Origin of the sequence: Flammeovirga sp. EKP202, from assembly GCF_014534745.1 — a bacterium.
In the GTDB taxonomy this organism is placed as follows: domain Bacteria; phylum Bacteroidota; class Bacteroidia; order Cytophagales; family Flammeovirgaceae; genus Flammeovirga.
The window spans coordinates 102060-126715 of sequence record NZ_JACVVP010000005.1 but is presented as its reverse complement, the minus strand read 5'-3'; the positions used below and the strand labels follow the sequence as shown (position 1 = coordinate 126715).

At 35.4% G+C, this 24656-nt stretch carries 13 protein-coding genes; all 13 read right to left on the bottom strand.

From position 1 onward, the window contains the following. Positions 1–92: 92 nt before the first annotated feature. The 13 genes from IC221_RS04420 to IC221_RS04360 all read right to left on the bottom strand — a co-directional run bounded on the left by IC221_RS04420 (position 93) and on the right by IC221_RS04360 (position 24598). Positions 93–461, bottom strand: a complete 369-nt coding sequence (locus IC221_RS04420) for a hypothetical protein (RefSeq protein ID WP_188167801.1) — start codon at positions 459–461, stop codon at positions 93–95. An 808-nt stretch (positions 462–1269) separates the two neighbouring features. Further along, on the bottom strand, positions 1270–4359 hold the full coding sequence (locus tag IC221_RS04415; protein WP_188167800.1) for a T9SS type A sorting domain-containing protein: 3090 nt from the start codon (positions 4357–4359) through the stop codon (positions 1270–1272). Positions 4360–4887: 528 nt separating this feature from the next. After that, a complete protein-coding gene (locus tag IC221_RS04410) occupies positions 4888–7707 on the bottom strand; it encodes a hypothetical protein (protein ID WP_188167799.1) in 2820 nt (939 codons plus the stop codon). A 304-nt stretch (positions 7708–8011) separates the two neighbouring features. After that, the gene (locus IC221_RS04405; RefSeq protein WP_188167798.1) at positions 8012–9499 is read right to left on the bottom strand and encodes a sulfatase; all 1488 of its coding nucleotides are present in this window, start codon (positions 9497–9499) and stop codon (positions 8012–8014) included. Positions 9500–9570: 71 nt separating this feature from the next. Continuing rightward, on the bottom strand, positions 9571–10323 hold the full coding sequence (locus IC221_RS04400; protein WP_188167797.1) for a T9SS type A sorting domain-containing protein: 753 nt from the start codon (positions 10321–10323) through the stop codon (positions 9571–9573). A 12-nt stretch (positions 10324–10335) separates the two neighbouring features. Then, on the bottom strand, positions 10336–11847 hold the full coding sequence (locus tag IC221_RS04395) for an SUMF1/EgtB/PvdO family nonheme iron enzyme (RefSeq protein WP_188167796.1): 1512 nt from the start codon (positions 11845–11847) through the stop codon (positions 10336–10338). Between the two features lie 444 nt (positions 11848–12291). Beyond that, on the bottom strand, positions 12292–13722 hold the full coding sequence (locus IC221_RS04390) for a sulfatase (RefSeq protein WP_223241296.1): 1431 nt from the start codon (positions 13720–13722) through the stop codon (positions 12292–12294). Between the two features lie 147 nt (positions 13723–13869). Beyond that, complete coding sequence (locus IC221_RS04385; protein ID WP_188167795.1) at positions 13870–15228, bottom strand: alpha-L-fucosidase; 1359 nt, start codon at positions 15226–15228, stop codon at positions 13870–13872. Between the two features lie 209 nt (positions 15229–15437). Then, complete coding sequence (locus IC221_RS04380; RefSeq protein WP_188167794.1) at positions 15438–16856, bottom strand: sulfatase-like hydrolase/transferase; 1419 nt, start codon at positions 16854–16856, stop codon at positions 15438–15440. 11 nt (positions 16857–16867) lie between these two features. Beyond that, on the bottom strand, positions 16868–18763 hold the full coding sequence (locus tag IC221_RS04375) for a glycoside hydrolase family 36 protein (protein WP_188167793.1): 1896 nt from the start codon (positions 18761–18763) through the stop codon (positions 16868–16870). A 530-nt stretch (positions 18764–19293) separates the two neighbouring features. Next, the gene (locus IC221_RS04370; protein ID WP_188167792.1) at positions 19294–19653 is read right to left on the bottom strand and encodes a hypothetical protein; all 360 of its coding nucleotides are present in this window, start codon (positions 19651–19653) and stop codon (positions 19294–19296) included. Positions 19654–19759: 106 nt separating this feature from the next. Beyond that, entirely contained in the window at positions 19760–21424 is a 1665-nt protein-coding gene (locus IC221_RS04365; RefSeq protein WP_188167791.1) for a RagB/SusD family nutrient uptake outer membrane protein, read from the bottom strand. A gap of 12 nt (positions 21425–21436) precedes the next feature. After that, positions 21437–24598 (bottom strand): TonB-dependent receptor, encoded by a 3162-nt coding sequence (locus tag IC221_RS04360; protein ID WP_188167790.1) that lies wholly within the window; start codon positions 24596–24598, stop codon positions 21437–21439. Positions 24599–24656 lie beyond the last annotated feature (58 nt).

Below are 24656 nucleotides of genomic sequence, written 5' to 3'. Positions count from 1 at the left end.
CACAAACTACTTTAAAGAAGAAAAAGGATGAATCGAGAATTATTTTTAACAAGTCATATAACATTCAACAATACATCCTTTTTATCCACAAATTATTTATCCCTGATTTTATTCATTTCCTTTCGGAAAGTATCTGTAAATTCTCCAATGTCTTTTTTTCTTAATCCAGTCAAATCGACAATTATTTGGTCTTTAGGCCACAGAAGCTCTTTTCTTAATTCTAAAAGCTCATCTTTCGTTTTACCCTCTTTCCTATCGTTAAATTCTCTAAGTGCATTCATCTGATCTAATTTCGCTTTGAACAAATTATTTCTTATTTCAGGATCAAGTTCAAATTCTTCAATACATTGCATTGTCCACAACATTGCTCTACGTTCCCACTTTGTAATATCCTCATAAGTCTGTGCAAAAGATGTATGAACAGTTAGTGCCAGCAAAAACGTAAAAAATAATAATTTCATGATTTAGTTAATATCAAGTGTAAGTAAACTTATTAGTATATTGAGTAAGTTTTATGGAAAACAGGTGGTATTTTAAAGAACACTCATAATTGCTATTTCCTCTGCTTTAAGTAACTAACTTACCTATAACAGCTTATTCAACTAAAGGATAGAGAAAAGATTTGTTATAGTTAAACAATTAGAATATTCTATTATTTCACCTTATCCCTGTATCTCATTTCATTACTACAATTACAAACATCATTGATTTTTTTTAGGCTTTCATTCCGAAAATAAATTTGTGTATTCTATTTTCAATCATTTAAATAAAGAAATAAACAAACACTGATATACAGCAATTTAAGTCATATATTTCTCTTTTCGATCATCTATTTCTTACACCTCCCTAAATATATTACTGTAAATAATCACCTAAAGCATTCATCATGAAAATGAAATGTATCAAGAAAATGAGCTATAAATAGGAAGGAAAAAGATGCAGAAGGATTTCTGTACCTATTTAAATACTGAGTTTCAAACATGAAAATATACTCTTGATTCTCAATATTTCTTGGTCAAAAATTAAACTAGGTTTACTTAAAGAGTTACATGATGATATGACTCTTATATCATTAGATACTGACAAACAAGTTTTATCTAGATGATTTAACGACAATGATAATCTCTTTGAAGGAGTTTGAATAAATACTATGATAAAAGTTGTAGGGTAAAATGACGAGCACCATGACTGATGTCATGGTGCTTACTTTGAGTAATAGCTTCAAACTTTAAAAAAATGGGTCTAACTGTAAAATTTTGAAAAATGTATTTACAACTTCAACAACCTTCCTACAAATTGCCCTCTAACTATTAATATATAAACCCCTTTTGGAACATTTTGTAAAGGATAGGATTGTGATGTACTATCCATTGTATATGTTTTGACAGTTGTGCCCGTTAAATTTTTCAATTCCAATGTTTCTCCAAACCAATCTGTAGGTAGATGTTTGAATTGGAAATTTTCTTGAGTAGGGTTAGGGAAAATTATCGGTTTTGTTTTAAAAGAATCACCTATTGAATTAGGTTCCTCATTTATACTGCGGATGTATTCATCATAATCAAAAGAATTGATCGTAGCTTGCACTCCAATTTCCAGCCATAGCTTTTCCCCTGTAGTGGTTTCTACTTTTAAGTTATTAAGCTCTGATGGGTTTAAAGCTTTCAATTGATGAGTACCTAAGAGGTGCCAGAATTCATCATAGATTGTAAAGGTTCCTTCTTCATTGAGTTGAAAATGTGAGGCGGTGTTTATACTTCCTTCCAACTTTACAGAATCATCACCTACAATAAAAGTGGGGTTGATCATCGCTTCATTAATTTCTGAGAGTGCTTGAAGGTCTTCGACTGTTACCTTTGCGGTGGTTTTTGCAGGCATATATCCCAAACCTATTGAAATCTTTTGAATGTTGTCGTACCTGATCACTTTTTTTGTTCTCGGACTCCAACTCCAGTTTTGTAATCTCCAACCTTGTTCACCCGTAGGTATTTCCACCCACTTTTTCCCATTAAAATCGATTGGAACGCCATAATCCCTTGCTAATCCGCCGTCAGAAATGCGGACAATCAAAGTCGAACCACTACTATCTCCTGTTACATACATTCCTAGTCCTCTATGCTGTGTGAGGTCTATAATTTCAGTTAAATTATATGGGATTAAAATGTTTTCTGAATCATCGAAAACAATACTATTTTTTGTATTCTCTGATTCAACCTGCAAGGTATTCTCCAATCCCATAAATGGCATAAGGTTAATATTACTTGTATTTCCTGCTTCAAACCTTGGTAGCACTCGACCCGAAATTCTCACCCCGTCAAACCCATTGGATAAACTATCGGGTATAAAAAGAGGTTGAGAGGTTTCTGTTTTTAAATATATTCGTGGAGTGATACTTCCGTGTTCTTGTCCTATGTACCATTCATAGTTATAATGATTTGTGCCTGTGCTGTACCATTTTTTGAAAATGCCATCATCCAAATCCCAGAAGGCTTCACCTACTACTCTATTTCCGGATAATGGAAGTTTTTCTGTTTGAGGTGCTCTTGTAGCATCAAAAATTTGTCTCTGTTCTTGGGTGATATTGTAAGAGGCATTTTTGTAATCAGCTAAAGACGTTAATACATCATCAATATGACCACTTTCTTGCAATTCCTTAAGTGTTATACCTTTTGTGCCATGAGCCAATGAGAAAGTCCTACTATTGGTGATCATTTTATAATAGTACTGATACTCTAGCTCTTCCAAACTTGGTGTAATTCTAGATTTGTCACCTAAGAAATAACGAACAGGATCCACTATACTAAATTCACCTCCCAATGCTTTTTTTACTTTATTGAAACGGTATTCCCACCAACATTCGGGAGGTCTACCATGACTTGTAATAGACCACGTAGGATGATCTAAATTTTGATAAAAAAGGGTTGCATATTTCTCGAAAGCCCAAAAACCTCTAAACATATGCCATTCTGCTCCATCAAAATTGACGTTACCTAATTGTAATTCATTGTTCAAAAGCGCCCATTCTTTCGCTATAGCTTCTAATAATTCTGAATTGGGTGCTGGTGAAAAAACGCCGGAGTTTCCTTTTAAAAAACCCTTTAAAGCCTCCCCTTCACTATGTGCACTAGCTTGAGAGTTTAAACGTCCTCTTTGCACATTTTGTAATTCCCATGTTCCATCATCATTGTCTACAATTGCACCAACTTTAATCCATTCATTTCCAATTCTTAATTCATTAAAAGAAGTACCATTGGGAATATAAGGGTACGGATAGATTGGTCGACCTCCACCTTGAAAAAGGATAGGCATTTCTACTCCTTCATCTGGTATTACAATAATCGTTGTTGTATTCTCCTCTATTGAGTGAGATAATTTCATTGTTCCCCAAGCGTCTATACCTTCATTGATTTCACCTTCCACATCAATATAATCTGTGTCAGCATTATTGATACTTCCACTCATTCTATGTGTATAAATACCTAAACCTTGTTCATAAGCCTCATCCGCAAATTGAATGAAATCACTTTTACCATTCGGATAATAATTCAAATTTATACCGCTAACATTGTCGTTTTTCCATATTGAATGATTGATATAGAGTGCGTCTGCATCCATTTTTGTAGCATATGGAAAAAATGAAGCGTGTTCTTCATAATTTAAAGGTGCAATATTTAGATAAGAAACATCATAAGAAGTTTCTATCCATTCATCAATCCATTGTTTGGCTCTTTCAATGGTCCACTCTCCATCTACATTTGGATGAGGCACATCTTCACTCGCCCATATTTTGAATAATATTTCATCTGATTGCTCCTCATTTTTATAAGCATATATAGCAAATGATCCCATTGGGTTTTCTTCTGCAGTTTCCCAAAGTGTCCTTCTTTCTATTTTGGTTCTTGAATCATTATTACCAGCGTCGTCTATCATATAATCCAATGGAATTGTTTTAGTAGCAAGCTCCTTGATATTCAATTCAAAATAAAGTCGCTCCCCGTTGAATGGGAAATTTTGGAATGAGCGATAATGAATAGTGATATAATCCTCGTTCGCATCAAACTGAATATCAAAACTCTGTGTTGTTCCAGTTCTAGAAAAACGATAAGTGGCAGGTGCAGGCATTTTTTCGATTTTATCAAAGCGTTTGATACTACCGTCTACTTCTTGAAAGTAAAATGTGTTAGAATTTACATTTTTTAATAGTTCATTTTTTTCTTGATCTACCATTGAAACCAACTTTGCTTCATCATCAAAAATTAGGGTAAACGCATTTGTTTCAACCTTTGTGATGGATTGTGCCAGAAGTGAATAGTTAGAGTATAGTAGAATTAAGGTAAGGTAAGTAAAGTAATAATGTTTCATTTCAAGTGTGATAATTTTTTGATTCTAAATATGATTGTCGGGAATAGCTAGTAGATGGTTTTAGAGGATTAATACATTGTAAACTAAATTATCGATAACTTTCTATTGACAATTCTACGAACTTTTTATAGTATCATTTCAACGATCCTTCTTCTTCATTTTTCCATTGATGAAAAACGAAGCAAAAAATCTAGGCTCTGAAGTCAAAAGCTAAATTTCTTTCCTTTCGCCTAAATGATTTTAAACTCGCTAAAGCTCAAACAGAAAATCATTTTTAACGGCTCAATCCATGAAATTCTTAACGCTTTTCCCTTCAATGCCGGGGAAGCACTACCAAAATAATAAGGTAGAAATTCCACTGGCGCGAATGTTTAGCGTTAGCGACATTCGTGACCTACTGATCATCAGAAATCTCCTGATTTCTAAAAAACATAAATATGAGGAAACTTAGATTACAATGTATTAAAAATGATAGTGGTTTACGAAATAGAGCTTCAACTAAACCACTATCATTCTTCATTAAAATATTTATTTCAATACTGTTTTCGAGGCTTCCTCAGGAATTTCCATAGATTCAGAAATACCTTGTAGACCAACTTCCAACCAAATCGCTTTAGAGTCTTTCGATTCGATTTTCAATTGGCTAAGTGTTGTAGGCTGTTTTTTCATCTTTACTTTTTGTTCCGATAATTTGTTCCAGTATTCATCATAGATAACAAAATTACCATCCGTTTTCAATTCAAAATGATTGCCTGTTGCTATTGTATTTTTAATCTTGAAAGATTGACCTCCAACCGTGAATTGAGGGTTTACTAATCCTTCATTAATTTCCTTTAATGCTTGTAATTCCTCAATGGTTACAGAAGCTTTTGTATCAGCAGGAACGTATCCTAAACCGACTGAAATTTTCTTAATATTATGATAGTGAATCACTTTTTTCGTCTTAGGACACCAATGCCAATTACGTACTCTCCAACCTTGCTCACCTGTTGGGATTTCGATCCATTTTCTTCCAGAAAAATTCACGGGGATGGCATAATCTCTAGCAAGGTGACCATCTGAAACACGCACTACTAAAGTGGCTCCGCTGTTATCTCCTGTTACATAAAGCCCAATTCCTCTATGGTGCACAAGATCTGTTTTAGGAATAGAATACTCTTTTAAAGCCTTCAAATCATAGTGCTCTACCTTTTTAGTGTTGGTTCTCGCAACAGTGATCTTATTATCCAATTTCATTAATGGAAGAAGTGCTATGTTTTCTTCTGATTCAGGATCAAATTTCGGTAATACTCTACCAATAAGAGAGAAAGCTTCGAAATCACTTTTTATTTCCTTTGGTACTATCAGCGATTGATCTTGTCCATTTTGTACATAAAACCTTGGTGTTACACAACCATGCTCTTGACCAATAAACCACTCATTGGTATATGTTTCAGTACCCACACTGTACCATTTTCTAAGTTGATTTCCGTCAAGCCTCCAACTCGCAGTACCCATAGGTTTATGACCTGAAAGTGGTAATTTTGCATTTTCAATTTTACGGTGAACGTTGATATACTTTCTTTGTTGAGGAGAGAGAGCAAAAGATACTTTTTTGTATTCCTTGAATTTGTGAAGTGTAGGTTCAATGTTTCCATTCTTCTCCAACTCTTCTAATGCAATACCTCTAGTGCCATCTGCAATACTAAAAATTCGGCTATTCTTAAGTGTAAGATCCAGTAATTGATATTCAATCTCTTCAATACTTGGTGTAATTCTCGACTCATTTCCAGCAAAATAACGGATGGCGTCTTGAATCAGGTATTTACCACCAAATGCTTTTTTCGTTTTGTTGAATCTATATTCCAACCAAGCTTCCGGTGGGATACCATGACTCGTCATTGACCACGTAGGGTGATCCAATTTTTGATACGTTAAACTTGCAAATTTTTCAAAACCCCAAACGCCATGTGAGAAGTTCCACTCCGCACCATCAAAGTTGGCATTAACTAACTCTAGTTTATTACTCAAGGTGGCCCAACGGTCCGCTAATTCTTCAAAAAGAGCAGTATTAGGCCCCGGTTGGAATACGGCACCATTACCACATAAGTAACCCGTCATTGTTTCTTCAGTAGTATGTTTTGTGGCTTTTGAACCATACACACCTCTTCTAATTTGGCTTAATTCCCAAGTTCCATCACCCAAGTCTTTCATTTTTTTGGCTTTGATCCATTCATCACCAATTTTGAAATTTTCAAAAGTAAAGGCTCTCATATACACTGGAGGACCATAAACGGATCTTCCTCCACCTCTGTAAATCGTTGGGAACTCTGTTCCTTCTGTAGGAACAACGATAATTTTGTTGCTAGATAAACCAATATTTTTCTTCAAAGTGACTTTACCCCAAAATTCAATATCTGGATGAACACCTTCTTTACCCTGTACAAACAACTCATCGTTATGACGAACTGTTCCACTCATTCTATGAGAGTTTAAACGTAGACCTTCTTCTTTTAAGTGATCTTTGTAAGCTACTAAGTCTTCCAGTCCTTTAGGATAAATTTTCTCATTTACGCCATCAAAAGTGTGTGCATTCCAAACGACTGGATGTTCATAAATACCTTTTGCATCCATCATTTTTGCATAAGGTAAAAATTCATCTAACTCCTCAGGTGTTTTTGGAAGGATATTAATATTGGATACATCATATGATGTTTCGATCCACTCGTCTAACCATGCTTTCGCTTTTGCTTTGGTCCACTTCCCTTTTACTTTTGGATGCGGTAAGCCTTCATTCACCCAGATGTCAAATAAAGCGTTATCTTCTTGTTGTTCATTTCTTGACAAATAAATAGCAAAACCTCCTAATGGATTTTCATCAGAAATATCCCAAAGTGATCTTCTTTCAACTTCTATCTGATTTCTTTTTCTTCTATCCGAATAAGTCATATAATCCAATGCTAACGATTGGATATTTTGGTTTTTAGAATACAACCCAAAAAATAGACGCTCCCCTTTTAATGGGAAATTTTCCAATTTAGTAAAACGGAAGGTACAGTATTCTGCTTTTCCGCCTACTTCTACTTCAATCATTTCAGTTGAAGATGACATTGAAAACTGATACTTATTTTCACCTACTTTTTTTACTACATCAAAAAATCGTTGAGAACGGTTTTTCTCTAAAAGGTAAAAACCTAGTGATTTTTTAGAAATCAATAATTCCTTGCCAGCGACATCCTTTAATGAAACTGGGCGGGCACTTTCATCCAATGTCATCGTGAAATTGGACATCTCAATCTTCATGGGTTTATCTAAACCATAAACCAATGAAATTGAAAATAATAATGCGATTGTGAAGAGTTTTTTCATTTCGATTTTTTTAAATAACCTATGCGTCACACATAATTAGTACCAAGACAAAATTATTTAATACTAATTCTATTTATTGTTTTGCGATTACTGCCTTCAAAAAACTTTCAATAGAACCACTATTCATACGTTTTTTAGCGTTGTACTCACAAAAAATAAATTAGAATTAACTATGATTTATTTTTGGCTTAGTACTTATTTTTAAAATAAGTATTAGGTCAAAAAATAGTTATTGATGTTGTCGCATGGACGTTGTAAATCAACGCCCTTACGTCGCAACATGAACAACATCAAAAAATAATACTTATTTGGTGTTTAATTCTTTATCATCAGGTAACTGACCTTTCAGGAATTTATCACCTTTCCACCAATCAGGACCTTCCGTTAATACTTCATTATCAAGTGCTATTAATTGTTTTTTCATGCGTTCTACCACTTTAGGATAATAAGCTGAAAGGTCGGTTGTCTCTCTGATATCTTTTTCTAAATCATAGAGTACAAACTTTGTTCTTTTTGCATCGCAAAGTAATTTCCAGTTGTCTACTCTGATCGCCACTCGGTATTCTTGTGTATTATTTCTCCAGTAAAGTGGTCTTTCTCTTTTGATTTTCTTTTCCTTTAAAAGAGGAATTGCCGAAACACCATCATAAATAACACCTTTTGGAAGGTCGATTCCCGCTACTTCTAGAAATGTAGGGAAGATATCAGATCCAATCACTGGTTCAGCGGACAGTTTCCCTTCAGGATAACCGTATTTTGCTAAACCATTAGGCCAAGAAATAATACCAGGAACTCTAATTCCACCTTCATGTGTCCAACGCTTACGTCCTTTCAAACCACCAGTATCACCTCTGTACCTTGAATTACCATAAACGTGATCGTCTTGATTAAAAGTTCCATACTCATGAATGCCCTCAGGTCCGTTATCGCTTGTATACCAAATAAATGTATCATCAAAAACACCTTCCTGCTTCAATGCGTTTACGATGGTCCCCACTGCATCATCAATCTGCGTTACATTCGCTAAAAACTGTTGCATACTAGGATCTTTCAACTTGTCATATAGCTTCACAAACTCGGGGTTACTATTGATAGGACCGTGTGGTTCATGAAACCAGATGGTAATAAAAAAAGGCTTGCTTTTATCTCTTTTATGAAGGAACCAATCTACAAACTGTTTAGCTACTATTTGTGCTGAGTAACCTTCTATTTTACCTAATAACTCACCATTCAAAAAGAAGTTCTCAGGATCTTTGTGGTTCGGACGAGCGACGTTTGGTGTCGCAAACCAATAGTCGTACCCATATTCCTCCATGCTCGGCTGTCCTTTGACTCCCCACTTGAAGTTTTTGTAAATTTCTGTTTTTCCTACTCTTTCTTCTTGAAAACCATTCAAATGCCACTTTCCAAAATGGGCTGTTGAAAACCCTTCTTTTCGCATCAATTGAGGTAATGTGATTTCAGATTTTCTCAGATAACAAAAATGACTTGCAGGCACCCAACGGTACACCCCGTTTCTATAAGGAGTACGTCCTGTTAGAATAGAGGACCTTGAAGGTGAACAGACACCATCCGCAGCATAACAATTCGTCAGTTTTACACCTTCTTCACCTAACTTATCTATGTTCGGGCTCTTGATAAACTGATGTCCAAATGACGCTAGGTCTCCCCATCCTTGGTCATCCGTAAGAATTTGTATAAAATTTGTTTTCTGCTCTTTTTTCTGAGCCATCGCAACATTACCTAACGTAATTAGTAATACAGTCAGATAGAGTAATCTATTTCTTCTCATAATTTCCATTTCTACTGTTTTGTAAGTTGTTTGTTTAATTTAGTTTATTCAATATTAGTAGTCTACACTTTTTATTTTTTAAGTACAATCACTGATTCTTTATTGTTAATGACCACAATGTACTGGCCTGCCTGCAAGGCTCTCAATTGTAATCGTATACTCTCAGTATTTTGAGATAAAACGGGTACGCTCATTTCTTTTCCTATGATATCAAAAACACGAACTTTATCTTCTCCTGTAAAATTACCAACAATGAGTAATTCATTGACAGTTGGGTTGGGAAAGGCCAATAACTTCTTAGTGGCAATAGTATTTACAGTTTGTATATCTAATATAATGGTTGTCCCATCATAATCCGATTGTTTTAGCCTGTAAAATGAAACACCTTTAAAAGGCTGGCTATCAACTATTTTATAATTCAATCGTGTATTACTATTTCCTGCCCCTTTCTTCGATGCAACAAACGTCCAGTTTTTTCGATCTACAGACTTTTCTATTGTAAAAAAATCATTGTTTTCTTCTGTTGCAGTTGCCCATTCCAACGCTACACTATTTTCAAAAACAGTAGGTTGAAAAAATAAGAAACTTACCGGTAAATCACCTCCGATATCTCCAAAACTATCTCCCCCATTATAGATATTAAAATCTTCAGTAGTACTGCTTGATTTTGTGTTTCCACTATCTCCCCCTTTACTATTGATATATTCTTCAACGTAGGTTTTTAAACCCATATTACTATCACCACCAGAAAAAATAGCTTCTTCCTGTGCAAAAAGTGGAAAAGTTAAAAAAATGAGACCGGTTAAAAAGTATAACTTCATCATATTCTTCCACTTTTAGTTGGCTGTTCTTACACCTCTTCCACCTATATATCGATAAGCATTATCTAAGGCTCCTGCTCTATTGGCAAATTCTCTATTACAAATACGTAATTTCGTATTATCCTTATCAATTGCTCCACCTCTTTCTCCTACACCTGACACTGTTGGCCAACCTGTTACATCAGAAATACTTCCAGAAGCTAAAGTACCATTACCATGATTTCCAGTAAAGGCTCTTCCATCAGCAGAACCAATTGAGATACAGGTTTCATATACGTTTCCAGACATCTCCATGATTCCATAATAAGTGGAGCCTGCCGTTACTCTACCAGTATTGTCATCATTTCCAGCAAAAATACCACCTCTTAATGGTCCCCAATCAGAAGTTCTTGTGCTCGCATATAATGCATTGCCATCTGCAGTGGCATAATTTGCTGTAATTGATTCATTACTTTCTCCTTCATTAGAGATGGTATAGGTAGAAGATGCTACAAAACCATTACCCCATGCATATTCATTAAAAACCGGTTCTGAAGTACCTCTACATGCCTTTTCAAATTCCAACTCTGTTATTGGCCTTAATGCTGCCCAATCTAAATAGGCTGTCAGGTCATCCCAGTAGAGATAATTACAAGCGAGATAAGGTGCTGTTGCTTCATACGTACCATCACCACTATCTGCTATTGTATATCTATTCTCTCCATTATTACCATTTACTCTATCACTTCGGTCAGCACTTGTCAGAGTATTAACAAATGAAGTATATTCTCCTTGTGTGATTTCGTATTTCATACAATAAAAACCACTCACCCCTTTTGGAAATGTTGAGGGTACTGGACCTGATAGATCTCCAGCATAGCCACCCACATTATTGTAATATAGATTACCACTCGAATTTCCTACAGTTATAGGATCTGTTTCGCTATCAATATAAAAATTACCATCACCACCTGAAGTCACAAAACCATCAGCTGTTTGTGCTCCTCCATATTCACCTCCTACGTAAAACGCTCCATCAGGAACATAAACCATTTCCAATCCATAGACTGCTATCTCCACTTCATCTCCATTGGGTACTCCATCATCACCGTAATCCCATAATAACTCTACACTCGTATAAGAAACTGTTCCTTGGGCAAAGCCTTCTTTGGCATAAAGAAAAACACCATGTGCATGATTACTACCATCATCATTACTACTTTCTATCACACCTCCTGTTGGCACCGTATGCCCATCACCTGACCCTGTTCCGTCAGAATAATTGAGTGAAGCATGACGCCAATAATCTTCTGCGGACAATTTATATTTCACAAATAACCAAGCAGCATCCCAATTGGATTGTCCAAAGTTTAGACGCCAAGAGTTTTGCCAAGCTATATCAAACCTTACTTTAATCGTCTGGTCTGTTTCATTTTTTTCTCCGAACACTACATTGGAGATTGTAAGATTATTAGCAATAGATACTGTTGCATGTTGTAGTAAAACCAAGAACAGCATCCATCTTGTTATTTTAAGTATCGTTCGCATTGTATCATTCATTTCAGTTATTCATCTTTCTACTCAAATGTAAAACCCTTTTTCTTTTTGTTATTTCTCTATCTACAATTAATCTTTCTGTATTTCATTGTTAAAAAAGAGAATGATATTACTATTGATTATCAAACACTTAGATATTATTTTTCTTTTTTCAATCACATTATTCAAGAAAGAATAATCACCCCAAAAGCTTTATTTTTTAGACGATACTAATCATATATTGACATAACATAAATATTCTCAGTATGGAGGAAGGATAATAGCACAATGGGTTTCTATTTCTTTGGAATAATGTTTTTCCCTCTAGTGATTGAGGCTTCTTAGGAAGTTCATGAATTATGATTTCCTGTAGCATTAAACGACGACAGCTTTCCAATTTAGTTATTTACCTAATTGAAAAGCTGTTGATAACTTTCATAAAATGAAAATATAAGATTACATTTTCGGTACCTCTGCTCCCGTTTCCTTTCTCCACTTATGTAACTGCTCAGTCATATAGGCCACCTTTTTAGGATTTGATTTCGATAAGTCATTTTGCTCACCAATATCTTCCTTTAGATTATATAATTCTACTCCCTTATCACTAAACCTTTCAATCAGTTTAAAGTCACCCGAACGAATAGCACCGGATGGTCCCTGACCACTTACGTGATGATTTTGAGTATAATGAAAATAAATTGCTTCACGATCAAGTTCAGTCTTTTTTCCACTCAATAACGGTTTTAAACTAAGGCCATCTAAATGTTGATTCGGTTTTAATGGCAAACCTGCCATATCAAGAATAGTAGGGTAAAAATCTGTACTTATCACTGCTTCTTGACTTACGGTGCCTGCTTTTGTAACTCCAGGCCAACGAATCACCATAGGTACTCTAATACCACCTTCATAGGTCCACGCTTTACCTGCACGTAATGGGAGGTTACAAGTAGGTCCGCCTTTAGAAGATTTGATGGTAGATAAACCTCCATTGTCTGACATAAAAATGACGATGGTATTTTTATCCTTTCCTGATTTTTTTAGGTAATCCAAAAGCCTTCCTACATTTTCATCCATACTTTCCACCATGCCTGCATATTTTGGATTGTCCTGTTGCTTTCTGTGGTTTCTTTCTCCTACTTCTGGAGTAGTTCCTTTACTTTCTCCTAACCCTAGACGTGTATACTTTTTCTGGTATTTTTTCGTCTTTTCAGGCTTGGACTGTACTGGTGTGTGAACGGTGTAAAACCAAAGATTGAGAAAGAAAGGTTCATCTTCTGCTTCTTCCATAAAGCGGATTGCTTTTGAAGTCAATGCATCCGTGAGATAATCTCCTTCTTTCCCATCTTCCATATTTGGTACATTGTCCTTTTTTCGTTTTTCACTTTTATAAGGAAAGAAATAAGAAGCCGGTTGTCCAGCACCATGACCTGCTATATTAATGTCAAAACCATGATCTAAGGGCGTTGAGTTTTTCCCTTTTTCGTTCTTAAGCATCAAATGCCATTTTCCCATATGTGCAGTTCTGTACCCCCCTTCTTTTAATGCTTCTGCAATGGTAATATCCTCTTGTGGAAGGTTATGTGTTGGTGTTGCTCTCCAAAAGTTAATACGGTGAGGATATTTACCTGTCATAATACTCGCTCTTGTGGGAGAACAAACCGGACTTGCGGTATAAGCATCTTTGAACTGCATTCCTTCTTTTGCAAACTGATCTAAATTAGGTGTTTCATAAAATGTGGAGCCATTAAATCCTACATCTGACCAGCCCAAATCATCAACTAATATGAAAACAATATTAGGTTTTTTCTTTTTTTCTTTTGCTTCTAAAGGAAATACCGCTGTATTAAAAGTGAAAAGCAAAAGAGCAAGTTTCAGCATTTTATTCATTTCATCTTTTTGTTGATGGTGATACTTTTGGTTTAAGTACTTAGAGTAAAAGGAACATCCCCCTAAAAAAAAATCAAAGTAATGAATCAATACCATTACTTTGATTTTTTTATAACCCCTATTACAGAGGTAAAAAGTGTTCCTTAATTAAAGTTTCTTTGAAGAAGTCAACGTATTATCCTCCAATTCTAATTCGATAATTGAATCCAAAGCATCTCTGTTTTTCTCTGCTAACTCAATTTCGATTTCATTACCTTTTTGGTTTACTTTCACTTTCTTCACATTGAAACCTTTGCTATTTACTATCTTGTGGTTTAAACCTTTGATTTTCAAGTTGCCACTTTCAGGCCATGAAAGTACGTGAACATACACTTTGTTTCCTTTCAAAGTCATACCGCCCCACTTACCATTTTTCACTGGACCACCTCTTGTTCCGTAGATCGTTTCACCGTTTTTCTTCATCCATTTACCAAACTGCTCCAACACTTTTACTTGTTCAGCAGGGAAAGTACCATCAGCCTTAGGACCAACGTTTAAAAGCATATTACCATCACCAGTTACAGTGTGTACAAATTTTTGAACTACTTCTTCATAGGTTAAAGTACCACAATCAGGGCGGTAAGACCATCCACCACTAGGGCATGTATTCATAGTGATACAAGACTCCCATGCACGATCCGTTTGGAACTTACCAATTCTTTGTTCAGGTGTATCAAAATCACCATCTACAAGTTTCTGAGTAGCATCATCTGGAGCAGTATATACACCACCTTTTTTACGACCAATAAAACGAGCACCACGGTTATTCACTAAGAAATCATCACCTTGTAAATCATACATCATTTCGTACAATTCTTTTAAAGTATAATCTTTCCATTGACCTGCAATATGGTCAAACCACATCATATCTACTTCACCATAATTCGTTAATAGCTCACGAATTTGACCGTTTTGGAAATCATCATATTTTTTATTGTCGCCTTCTAAATAATCAGGGTGTGTCCAATCACGAGTAGAATAATACCATCCTAATTTGATACCGTGTTTATGAGCAGCTTCAGCTAATTCAGCACAAATATCTCTTTTAAAAGGCGTTTCTGAAATAGAATAATCCGGTCTTAATTTTGTGTGCCAGTTAGAAAAACCATCATGGTGCTTTGCTGTAAAAACGATATATTTAAAACCTACATTCTTAGCAAATTTCATCCATGCATCAGCATCAAACTTTACAGGATTGAAACTTTTATAAAGAGCGTCATATTGTTCATTTGGAATTTTATCTCCTTTACCAAAATGGTCATGCGGGTGATCTTGTCTTGCCCAGCTAATTTCTACACCTTCCACACTTGATGGTCCCCAGTGCATAAAAAGACCTAGTTTAGCATTCCTAAACCAATCCAGTTTTTTCTCCTGTTGATACACCGTTTCTGTTCCTTTTTTCTGTGCGATAGAAGTCGATAAGGTTGCTATAAATGCTGCAACCATAAGAATCATAATTTTTTTCATTTCTTATTAATTATAATAACTAGTTCAATACAAATAAGGCCACTGCCTATCTGTTTTTTCCTGATTTAAAATGTATGAAGTAGTCCACAACATCATACTCTTATATTACTGTAGGCTAGAGTTGTAGATAATGTGAGTAATAAGGACATTGTAAAACAACGCCCCTAGTTCACACAATTACTACTTTTACTCAAGTCTCTTAATTCTACTTAAAGTGCCTTTTTGCTGTTTCTTACAGCGGAGAAGCAATCAGATGAAGGATTTTCAGGAAGTGTTTTTTCCCATTTTTTATATTTCTCCATCATATGAATAACTTTATCATTAAATGCTTCTACAACATTATCTTGTTCTTTCCAGTCTTCCGTTAGGTTGTATAACTCCTTTTGACCTGTTTCCTCATTGAACAATAATCTCCAATTGTCTTCTTGAATTGCACCACTTGCCCAATAATCCGCTTTTCTGTTATGAGGCCATTTCCACTGCCAAAAAATAGACTTCTCTCTGTTCATTTTCTGACCTTTAAATGCTCTTACAACACTTTGGCCATCTGAGACATACCCCTTTGGCAACTTCGCTTTTGCTAGCTCTACAAAAGTTGGTAACATATCAACTGATGCTAAAGCGGTTACTTTATCCTCTTTACCTGCTGGCACTTCTTTCGGCCATCTTACTAGGAAAGGCACTCTCACACCACCTGCGTGAATAGATGCTTTTTGGCCTTTTAAACCTGCCGTTTCTCCTACTGAGAAATACACCCCACATCCAGGTCCCGTAGAGTTATCTTGTCCCCAGATTTCTCTGTTTTGATTCGGAGCTGGTCCGTTGTCACTTGAGAAAATAACTAATGTATTATCATCAATCCCCAGTTCTTTCAACTTGGCAAACAACAATCCCATTTTATGGTCTGCATCTTTTACGATAGCTGCATACACTTGTTCCTTTTCTCCTAAATCTTCAAACTCTTTTAAGAAGTGCGTTTTAGGGTAATGTGGTGTGTGTGTTGCATGAATCCAAGCGTTGATAAAGAAAGGTTTATCTTTATTTTTCTCTACAAATTTGATAGTTCTATCCATTGTAGAGTCCGCATCTAATTGCGTATACATATCTTGAATATTGAAGCACTCAAAGTCGTCATAACCGTATTCTAATGGTGATGGGCCATCAGGAACGTGAGTATTTGAGAGGTGCCACTTACCGTAATGTGCCGTTGCGTAACCGGCATCTTTCAACATTCTTGGTAGCATTGGTGCTTTAGGGTCTAACCAATCCGGCATGTTTCTTCTTACATGTGATTCCACACCTGCAAAGTGTCCATGTACAAAATGTCTTGCAGGGAAATGACCTGTCATAATGGATGTTCTACTTGGAGAGCAAACAGGGTTTACTACAGAGAAGTTTTTGAAAGCAATACCTTCTGCCGCCATTTGGTCTAAATTTGGCGTTTTACAAAAAGAGCTTCCCTGAGAACTTAGGTCACCAAATCCCCAATCATCAGCATAGACAAAAATAATATTGGGTCTTGGATCTTCACTTCTTTTACTTGAAGATGAAGCAGTTGCTTGATTATTGTATTGCTGGCATGAAGAAATTGCAAACAATACTGCAATAGCTATAAATATATTTTTCATGTTTGTTTCGTTTATTTTGATTCGATTGAGTTAGAAGCTGTTCCTACAAGAATTTTTGAAGCGTGAGGTCTTAACTGATTCACTTTATAAGTACCATCATATACCCCTAATTCTTCATCTGTCCAGAAATCAGTAAGCTCCGATTTGTTTTTTAATTCTACACTTAAGTCGATGGGTTCATCTGTCCAGTTGAAGAAATAATAGTATTGCTTATCTCCTAGATCTGTAACTCCTACTTCCATTTTTGTATTTTCAAATCGAGCACCTTTACCTGTTGGATTCAGTAATTTCTTTACGATTTTCAATTCTTTCTCATTCAATAATTCCGCTTTATCACCACTCAATACAAAACCACCAACAGCATGAATAGATGAAGCGTGGAACAACCACTCGTCCTCTGAAATTTTATCATATTTCATATTCCAAGGACTTGATTTACCAAGCACTAAACAATCAGGATCCGCATCCCAGATCTTTTCATTTTGCCAACAACGACTTAAGTTTTGCTTTGCTAATGATTTAAATGACCACCATGCCCTACGGATATCTCCACTTGTACGCTGTGCCGTCACTAACCCAAATGATGGCCAAATAGGAGCATTACAACCTAATACTACTGTATTTTCGTCACATCCTTTCAACACCGCTTCCATACCTCTTCGGTAAGCTTCAATTCTTGTCGCATTTTTATCATAAAAAACACCCTCTTGAATTGCCCCCCAATAGTTTGCATCTAACTTGAAGTAGTTAACTCCCCACTCCTCACGCATAGTTCTAAATATATGCTCAAAATGCTTTTGTACTTCTGGGTGTGTACCGTCCATACAGTACCAAGGTCCTTCTCTCCATCCTCCAAATGACACCTCTGAAGAGACCAATGGCTCACCTTTCTGATTTTTCACAAACCAATCTGGATGCTCTTTAAATACTTTCGATTCTTTTTGTGCGATAAATGGAGCAACCCAAATTGCAGGTTTGAAGCCTTTTTTTGTAATACCATTAATTGTTTCACGCACATCGCCAAATTTTGGATTAGGTTCTAACCAATCTCCCATATACGGTTGATAACCATCATCCAATTGAATATATTCTAATTCAGGAAGTTTTTTACTGAAAATATCCAAGTTATCCATTGTGATCTGATCTGTGATCTCCATTCGATAACAATACCATGAACACCATCCTGTAGGAATATTTTTTGTTCTTCTAGGCTTATGATTTTTGTTTATTTCATCAGCCATTACATCAAATAAATCACCTTGATTTGGACCGTCTAAGAACAAGAAATCTTCTAATTCCCAGCTTTCCCCTGGTTTCAAAGACAACCCTTCTGCATCATACCCAACAAACATTTGCTCTCCATCATAAGCAATTCTACCAATGAATTTCTTACAAGAAGGAAAACCTAACATAAAATTCTCTTTTCCATCTACATTGATATTCAACAATCCATAGGCTGTAGGAAGACCTTTTAAGTCTTTCATTTTATAATGCTTATTATCTGGATTATTTCCTATATTTTCATGATTGGCTAATGTTCCTGAATTCTGATGTAACATTTGAAAACCTTCACCATAAATAGGTGATTCTGGATTCAAACCGTGTTTTTCAATCGCAAATAAAATAATATCCTTAGGGTTAATCACTTTATTACTTGTATTTGTAATTGTCGCCTTACATAAATTCCCGTCCCACTTTTTAGTTAATGTATAATCGCTTTTCTTTATTTCATTTCCATCCTTATCTTCTACTATTGCTGGAGCTTTACTCAAAACGTTCCAAAAGGTCTTTGCTTTTGAAGAAACATTGGCACTCTTCTGCTGTTCTTTTACGCTAGAACAAGATTGAATCCCTCCTGCCACTGCGGTAAACAATAATAGTTTTAATAAAAAATCAGTCCACTTCATAATTCAATTCTTTAAAAAATTCAAGTCAAGATCTATTGATTAGGTTTTCTGCTGTTCTATAATCAATTTTTCATGTTACAAATGTATTTTGAAAATAACATCTCAAACTACTCCCAAATTTGTTTTTGTTACTATATTCAATCGAATAAAAAGAGAAACATCACAATACTGATTTTCTGACACTTACGGGTGTTATTTCTCAAATCAATCATCAATAAAAATGAGAAATTTATACTTTAAAAAAAGGGGTATTACTTTAAATAGTCGGTAAATGAAATATATGAGCTAATGACAAATGGATTATATAAAGAATGGGGCTAGAAAAAATGGTCATGTTTTTCTTAACTCTTCATTCAAAATGACCTAGTACTTATAGATTGTTGATACCTTCTAGATTATTATTTTTTTCAAAGTAGTAGAGCATTTTCCAAACATGCTTTTAGATTTCTTCAATGCAGAAAAATAGCACCAAACAATGTCTGATGCTATTTTTATTCTTTAAAATTAAACAGCGTTGAGTAAAATGACCCTTACTTAATTTGATTCATTTCTGGTCTTAATTCATTAGTGAAATCACCAATGTCTTTCTTTCTTAAACCAGTAATACTTGCTAATGCTTTGTCTTTTGGCCACAATTTTTCTTTTCTCAATTCAGATACTTCCTCCTTCGAAAGATCGTTTTTTGCTCTATTGAATTCAACCAAAGCCTGCATTTGTTCCAATTTAGCAGTGTAAAGTGTATCCTTAATTGATGGATCTAACTCAAACTTCTCAATACATCTTTGTGTCCAGAAGTCTGCTCTTCTTTCCCATTTTGTTGTTGGAGTTGTTTGTGCTTGAGCGTAAGCAAATGAAAATACGAATGCGATTGTTAAAAAAAATGATTTCATCTCTTTCGAAAGTTTAATTATTATTTGAAATATTTATTAATTACTAAGTAATAGACTAAATACCGCATACCATGACTTGAAAGTTATAGTACTTAAGTTTTAGAACTTAATACCCATAATTCTGTGTCACTTCTGCGTTTCTATTAATGACAATATAAGGAATAGGAAAAACTCTGTACATAGAATTCATGCTCCCTGTATGTTTAGGCATATATTCTATTACATCTTTAATTTCACCTTCTATGTTATCAGAAGGTTCATAGATTGTAATCATATTAGAATATTTTTCTTCAAAATTGTTCCATCTATTAAGGTCATAACGGCGATTTAGCTCACCGAATAATTCCATTCTTCTCTCTTTTCTGATGACAGTTCTAAACTCATCTTTACTTAATCCGGGAAAAATAGCTTTAAGGCCAGCTCTATTACGGATTAGGTTAAGGTAAGAATAAGCAAGTGTCGGTGTTTCACCTTCCAATTCGTTGGCAGCCTCTGCATACACTAAAAAAGCATCTGCAATTCTATAAACAATTAGATTTTTGTTTCCTACACCTGATCTATTTCCATTTTCTCCATGTATATGAAGTGTAGGATCAATATACTTTGCGTTGGATGGACTGAATCCGTACATCACACCTTCTCCTGAAGTAAAATTGGTAAGCATACCCCATGATTTACGCGTATCATTTGGTTCAAATGATTTGAATAAATCGGGTGTGGGCAATATATAATTTTCTGCAAGATCTGGAGATTCTTCCTTGATCATGTTACCTGAATTTGTGCTACCATTCCAGAAATCATTTTTTCTAGCCATGTGCAACCTACTCAATCTGCTTGCTAAACCTGCTCCTTTAAAATCTTCAGCGTTATGAAAATAGATGGTCCAAATGGATTCCATGTTTCCATGATTATCATCGTCAAAAACCCATCCGTATGCTGGAGTTTTATCATTTTGAGATTGCGTCTCCAAACGGAAAGGAGAATTGAGAATAATTTCTTCGGCTTTGTCTCTTGCTAATTTATAATATTCTTGTCTTCGTGAATCTTCTAATGTAAACCATGTACCAGTACTAGGTTCATATTGATAGCCTGCCATGGTTAAATATACTTTTGACAGAATAAGTTTTGCTGCCCATTTATTCAAACGCCCTCTTTGTCCAGCTTTGAAATCTCTTGCAAAATTTTCTGCATACTGAAGATCAGGAATAATAACGTTTTGATAAATAGAGTCTACATTTACTCTAGGTCCTGCATAAGCTTGAGATCTATCTGTGATCGCTTGATCAATAACTGGTACAGGGCCAAATAAACGTACCAAATGGAAATAACATAAAGCACGGATCAGTCTTGATTCCCCAATATTCGTGATTTTTGCACTTTCAGAAATTGATGGGTCATTCAGTTCATTAATACTATGAATTAAACTATTACTTCTGTTGATCGCTTCCCAAAATAGTGTCCAGATAAACTCAATGGTTTGGTTATTTGCTACTACTTCATGCGCTGAAATATCATCTGCTTCTAAATTGGCTCTTGTATAATGCGTCACATTATCGTCAGTACCATTATCAATATAATACAGCCAGTGGGAGTATAAACCATTTTCCTTTACAAAAGAATTATATAAACCTGCTGTAGCGGCATCAAGATCTGAATCGGATTGTAAGAGGTTTTCATCAATAAACCTGTCCTTAGGTATTTCCTTCAAGAAACTCTCACATGAAGTGAGCATTCCTAAACCAAACAATAAAATAAATTGATATAATTTCATACTACACACTTCTTAAAATTTAACACTAACACCCATTGCATAATTACGAGACTGAGGGTAGGTTCCTCTGTCATGACCCATCATCGAAACATTTGTACCACCCAATGAAACATCAGGAGTAAAGCCTGAATAATTGGTAAAAGTGTATAAATTTGTTCCTGTTAAACTTAACTGCAAACTACTTATTCCTATAGGCTGCAACCATCTGTTAGGACAATTGAAAGAGAGTCTTACGTTCTGTAATCTTAAGTAAGATCCATCTTCAATCCATAGGTTATTGACAATACTTCCGTTATCAAAATTGGTATAATTACCACCATAAGCTTTTGGATATTTTGCACTTGGGTTTTCTGGTGTCCAACGGTCCATCGCTTCCACCATTGCATTATTATTGCCTTCAAAATTTAATAACCTTCTAGCATTCAAGTTTAAAATATCATTTCCTAATACCGCTTGCCATGTAAAGCTCAAATGAAATGCCTTATATCTGAAGTTATTTGTAAAACCTAATTGAACATCCGGCTGTGCTTTACCAATTACAGTGAGGTCTTCATTCCAATCAAAAACACCATCACCATTTACATCTTCAAAAATAGGGTCACCCGGCATTGCATCAGGTTGTGTAGAAGGAGCCTCTTCACCTTCTTGTAAAATTCTTGTGATATTATGACCGTAGAAGAGTCCTACTTCTTGCCCAATGATAAATCGTTGTGTCGGTCGTAAATTTCCTCCACCTATTCCGCTTTCTAGTTTGTCTGTTGACAAGTCCGTCAAAACTGCTTTATTGGCAGAAATATTAAATGAGGTATTCCATGAAAAGTTTTTACGGTCAATGGCAGTGGCTGAAATGGTGAATTCAATACCTGTGTTCATTAAGCTACCGTTATTTTCTAATACACTCGAGAAACCTGTTGTAGGATCTAAAGGAGTTTCAACCAAGAGATCTTCTGTCCATTTTCTATAAATATCTGTAACGATATTTACACGGCTTTGCCATAAACCTACATCCAAACCGATGTTCAATTCATGTGTTGTTTCCCAACGTAAGTTTTGGTTAGGCATATTTGTTTGTGCAGCACCATTGGTTAGGTTTTCATTTCCATTCCCATCACTTTCGTAGAAACTGAACATAGAATAAGTAGCCAAAGATCTGTACGGAGGAATACCTCTACGACCTGATGAGCCTAAACTTGCACGCAGTTTTAAATTATCAATTAAGCTAGATTCTTGAAGGAAATTTTCTTCAGAAATTCGCCAAGCGGCTGATGCAGAAGGGAACATTCCCCATTTATTATTTTCTGCAAAAACCGTTGCTGCATCATAACGTGCACTCAATCCAAAAAGGTACTTTCCTTTAAATTCGAAATTAGTTCTACCAAAAAATGAGAGAAGTTTGTTTTCTTGCATTTCAAAGTTATTCAACTGCGTGACAGCAGCTCCACCTATGTTATAGTAAAGAAGGTTATCGTTGATAAAACCATAAGCACTTAATCTTGTTTGCTCACGCGATGAACCTTGAATACCAAAACCTCCAATTACATCAACTTTAAAATCATTGAATCTTCTTGAGTAGTTCAATGTTGACTCACTATTCCAACTAAATTGTTTTTCATGCAAATGACGTGTCCAACCACCTAATGCAAAACCATTAGGAACTGTAGTATCTTGATAGAATTTTTCATCTCTGTACTGGAAGTTGACACCAATTCTAGATTTAAATTTCAAGCTATTACTAATTTTATATCCTACCCAAACACTACCTACTGGTTTAAAGATATTTCCTACAATCTTGTTACCGTTTGCATTGATCAAGGGGTTCACGGCTATTCTGTCATCCAATGGATCAAATATTCCATCATCAATCGCATTGTAAAATCTCTGCTGTGTAAAATCTGGTCTGTATAATACCGACTGAATGATAGTACCTCCCACTCCGTTGACTGGATTGACATTGTTGGTACCTGCTAATTGATTATTTTTCTGGTATAACATCATCAAGCCTACACCCATATCTAATCGGTCTGAAACTTTTGTTGTTAGGTTGGTATTGAAGGTCACATTGTCTAAAGACGAGTTAATGACAATCCCATCCACATGCATATAACTACCAGATACACGGTATTTCACACTTTGATTTCCACCGCCAACTGACAATGATAACTTATCACTTACACCCTGTCTAAAAATGGCATCTTGCCAGTCTGAGTTTTCAATTAAACCTCTGTGTGCAGAATCAAGTTGGGATGCTGTTACATCTGATTTACGACTTCCTCCAAAACGCTCATAGGTATTATTAAGTGCTTCATCTCTTAAAATTGTATACTGATTGGCATCTAATACCGCAATTTTTTGAGGCAGTTCCATAATCGCATGATCATATGAAATTTGAATGTCTCCTTTTCTTCCCTCTACACCACTTTTTGTTGTAATCAAGATAACACCATTGGCACCTCTTGAACCATAAATCGCTGTTGAAGCAGCATCTTTCAAAAAGTCAATGGACTTGATATCTTGAGGGTTTAGCATTGATAATGGGCTAATATTACTACTTCCATTTGCATCGGCAATGTCTGATAAACCATTACTTGTTGTGTTTTCAAAAGGAACTCCATCGATCACATAAAGAGGCTCATTTCCACCTCCAAGTGTTGCATAACCTCTTATACTCACTCTGTTACCAGCACCTGGAGCTCCAGATGTACTGTTTATATTGACACCAGCTATTTTACCTTGTAACATAGATTCAAACGTAGCACCTGCAGGAGTACCTTCTAGTTCTTCACTTTCTACATGAAAGACAGCTCCCGTCAAGTCTTTCTTCTTTACTGATCCATAACCGATTTTTACTACTTCATCCAGCAAAGTCATTTCTATTTCCATCGAAATATTAATCACACTTTCATTGCCTACCACTATCTCAACGGGCTTCATTCCTAAAAAACTGAATACTACAGTTTCCCCTTTTTGAACATCGGCGAGATTGTATTTACCATCAAAATTCGTCACAGTACCACGAGTGGTATTTTTTACTCTAATGGAAACGCCAATACCAGGTAGACCATCTTCAGCGAAAGTCACTGTTCCCATGATACCTTGGGTTTGAGCATTTACTGTGAAGGATAGTAAAATTCCTACCAATGCGGCAAAAAGTTGTTTTCTACTCTTCTTCATCATTTGTAATCGTATATTAAAAATTTCATTCATTCCTTCTAAAAAATCTTATTTGAATGGG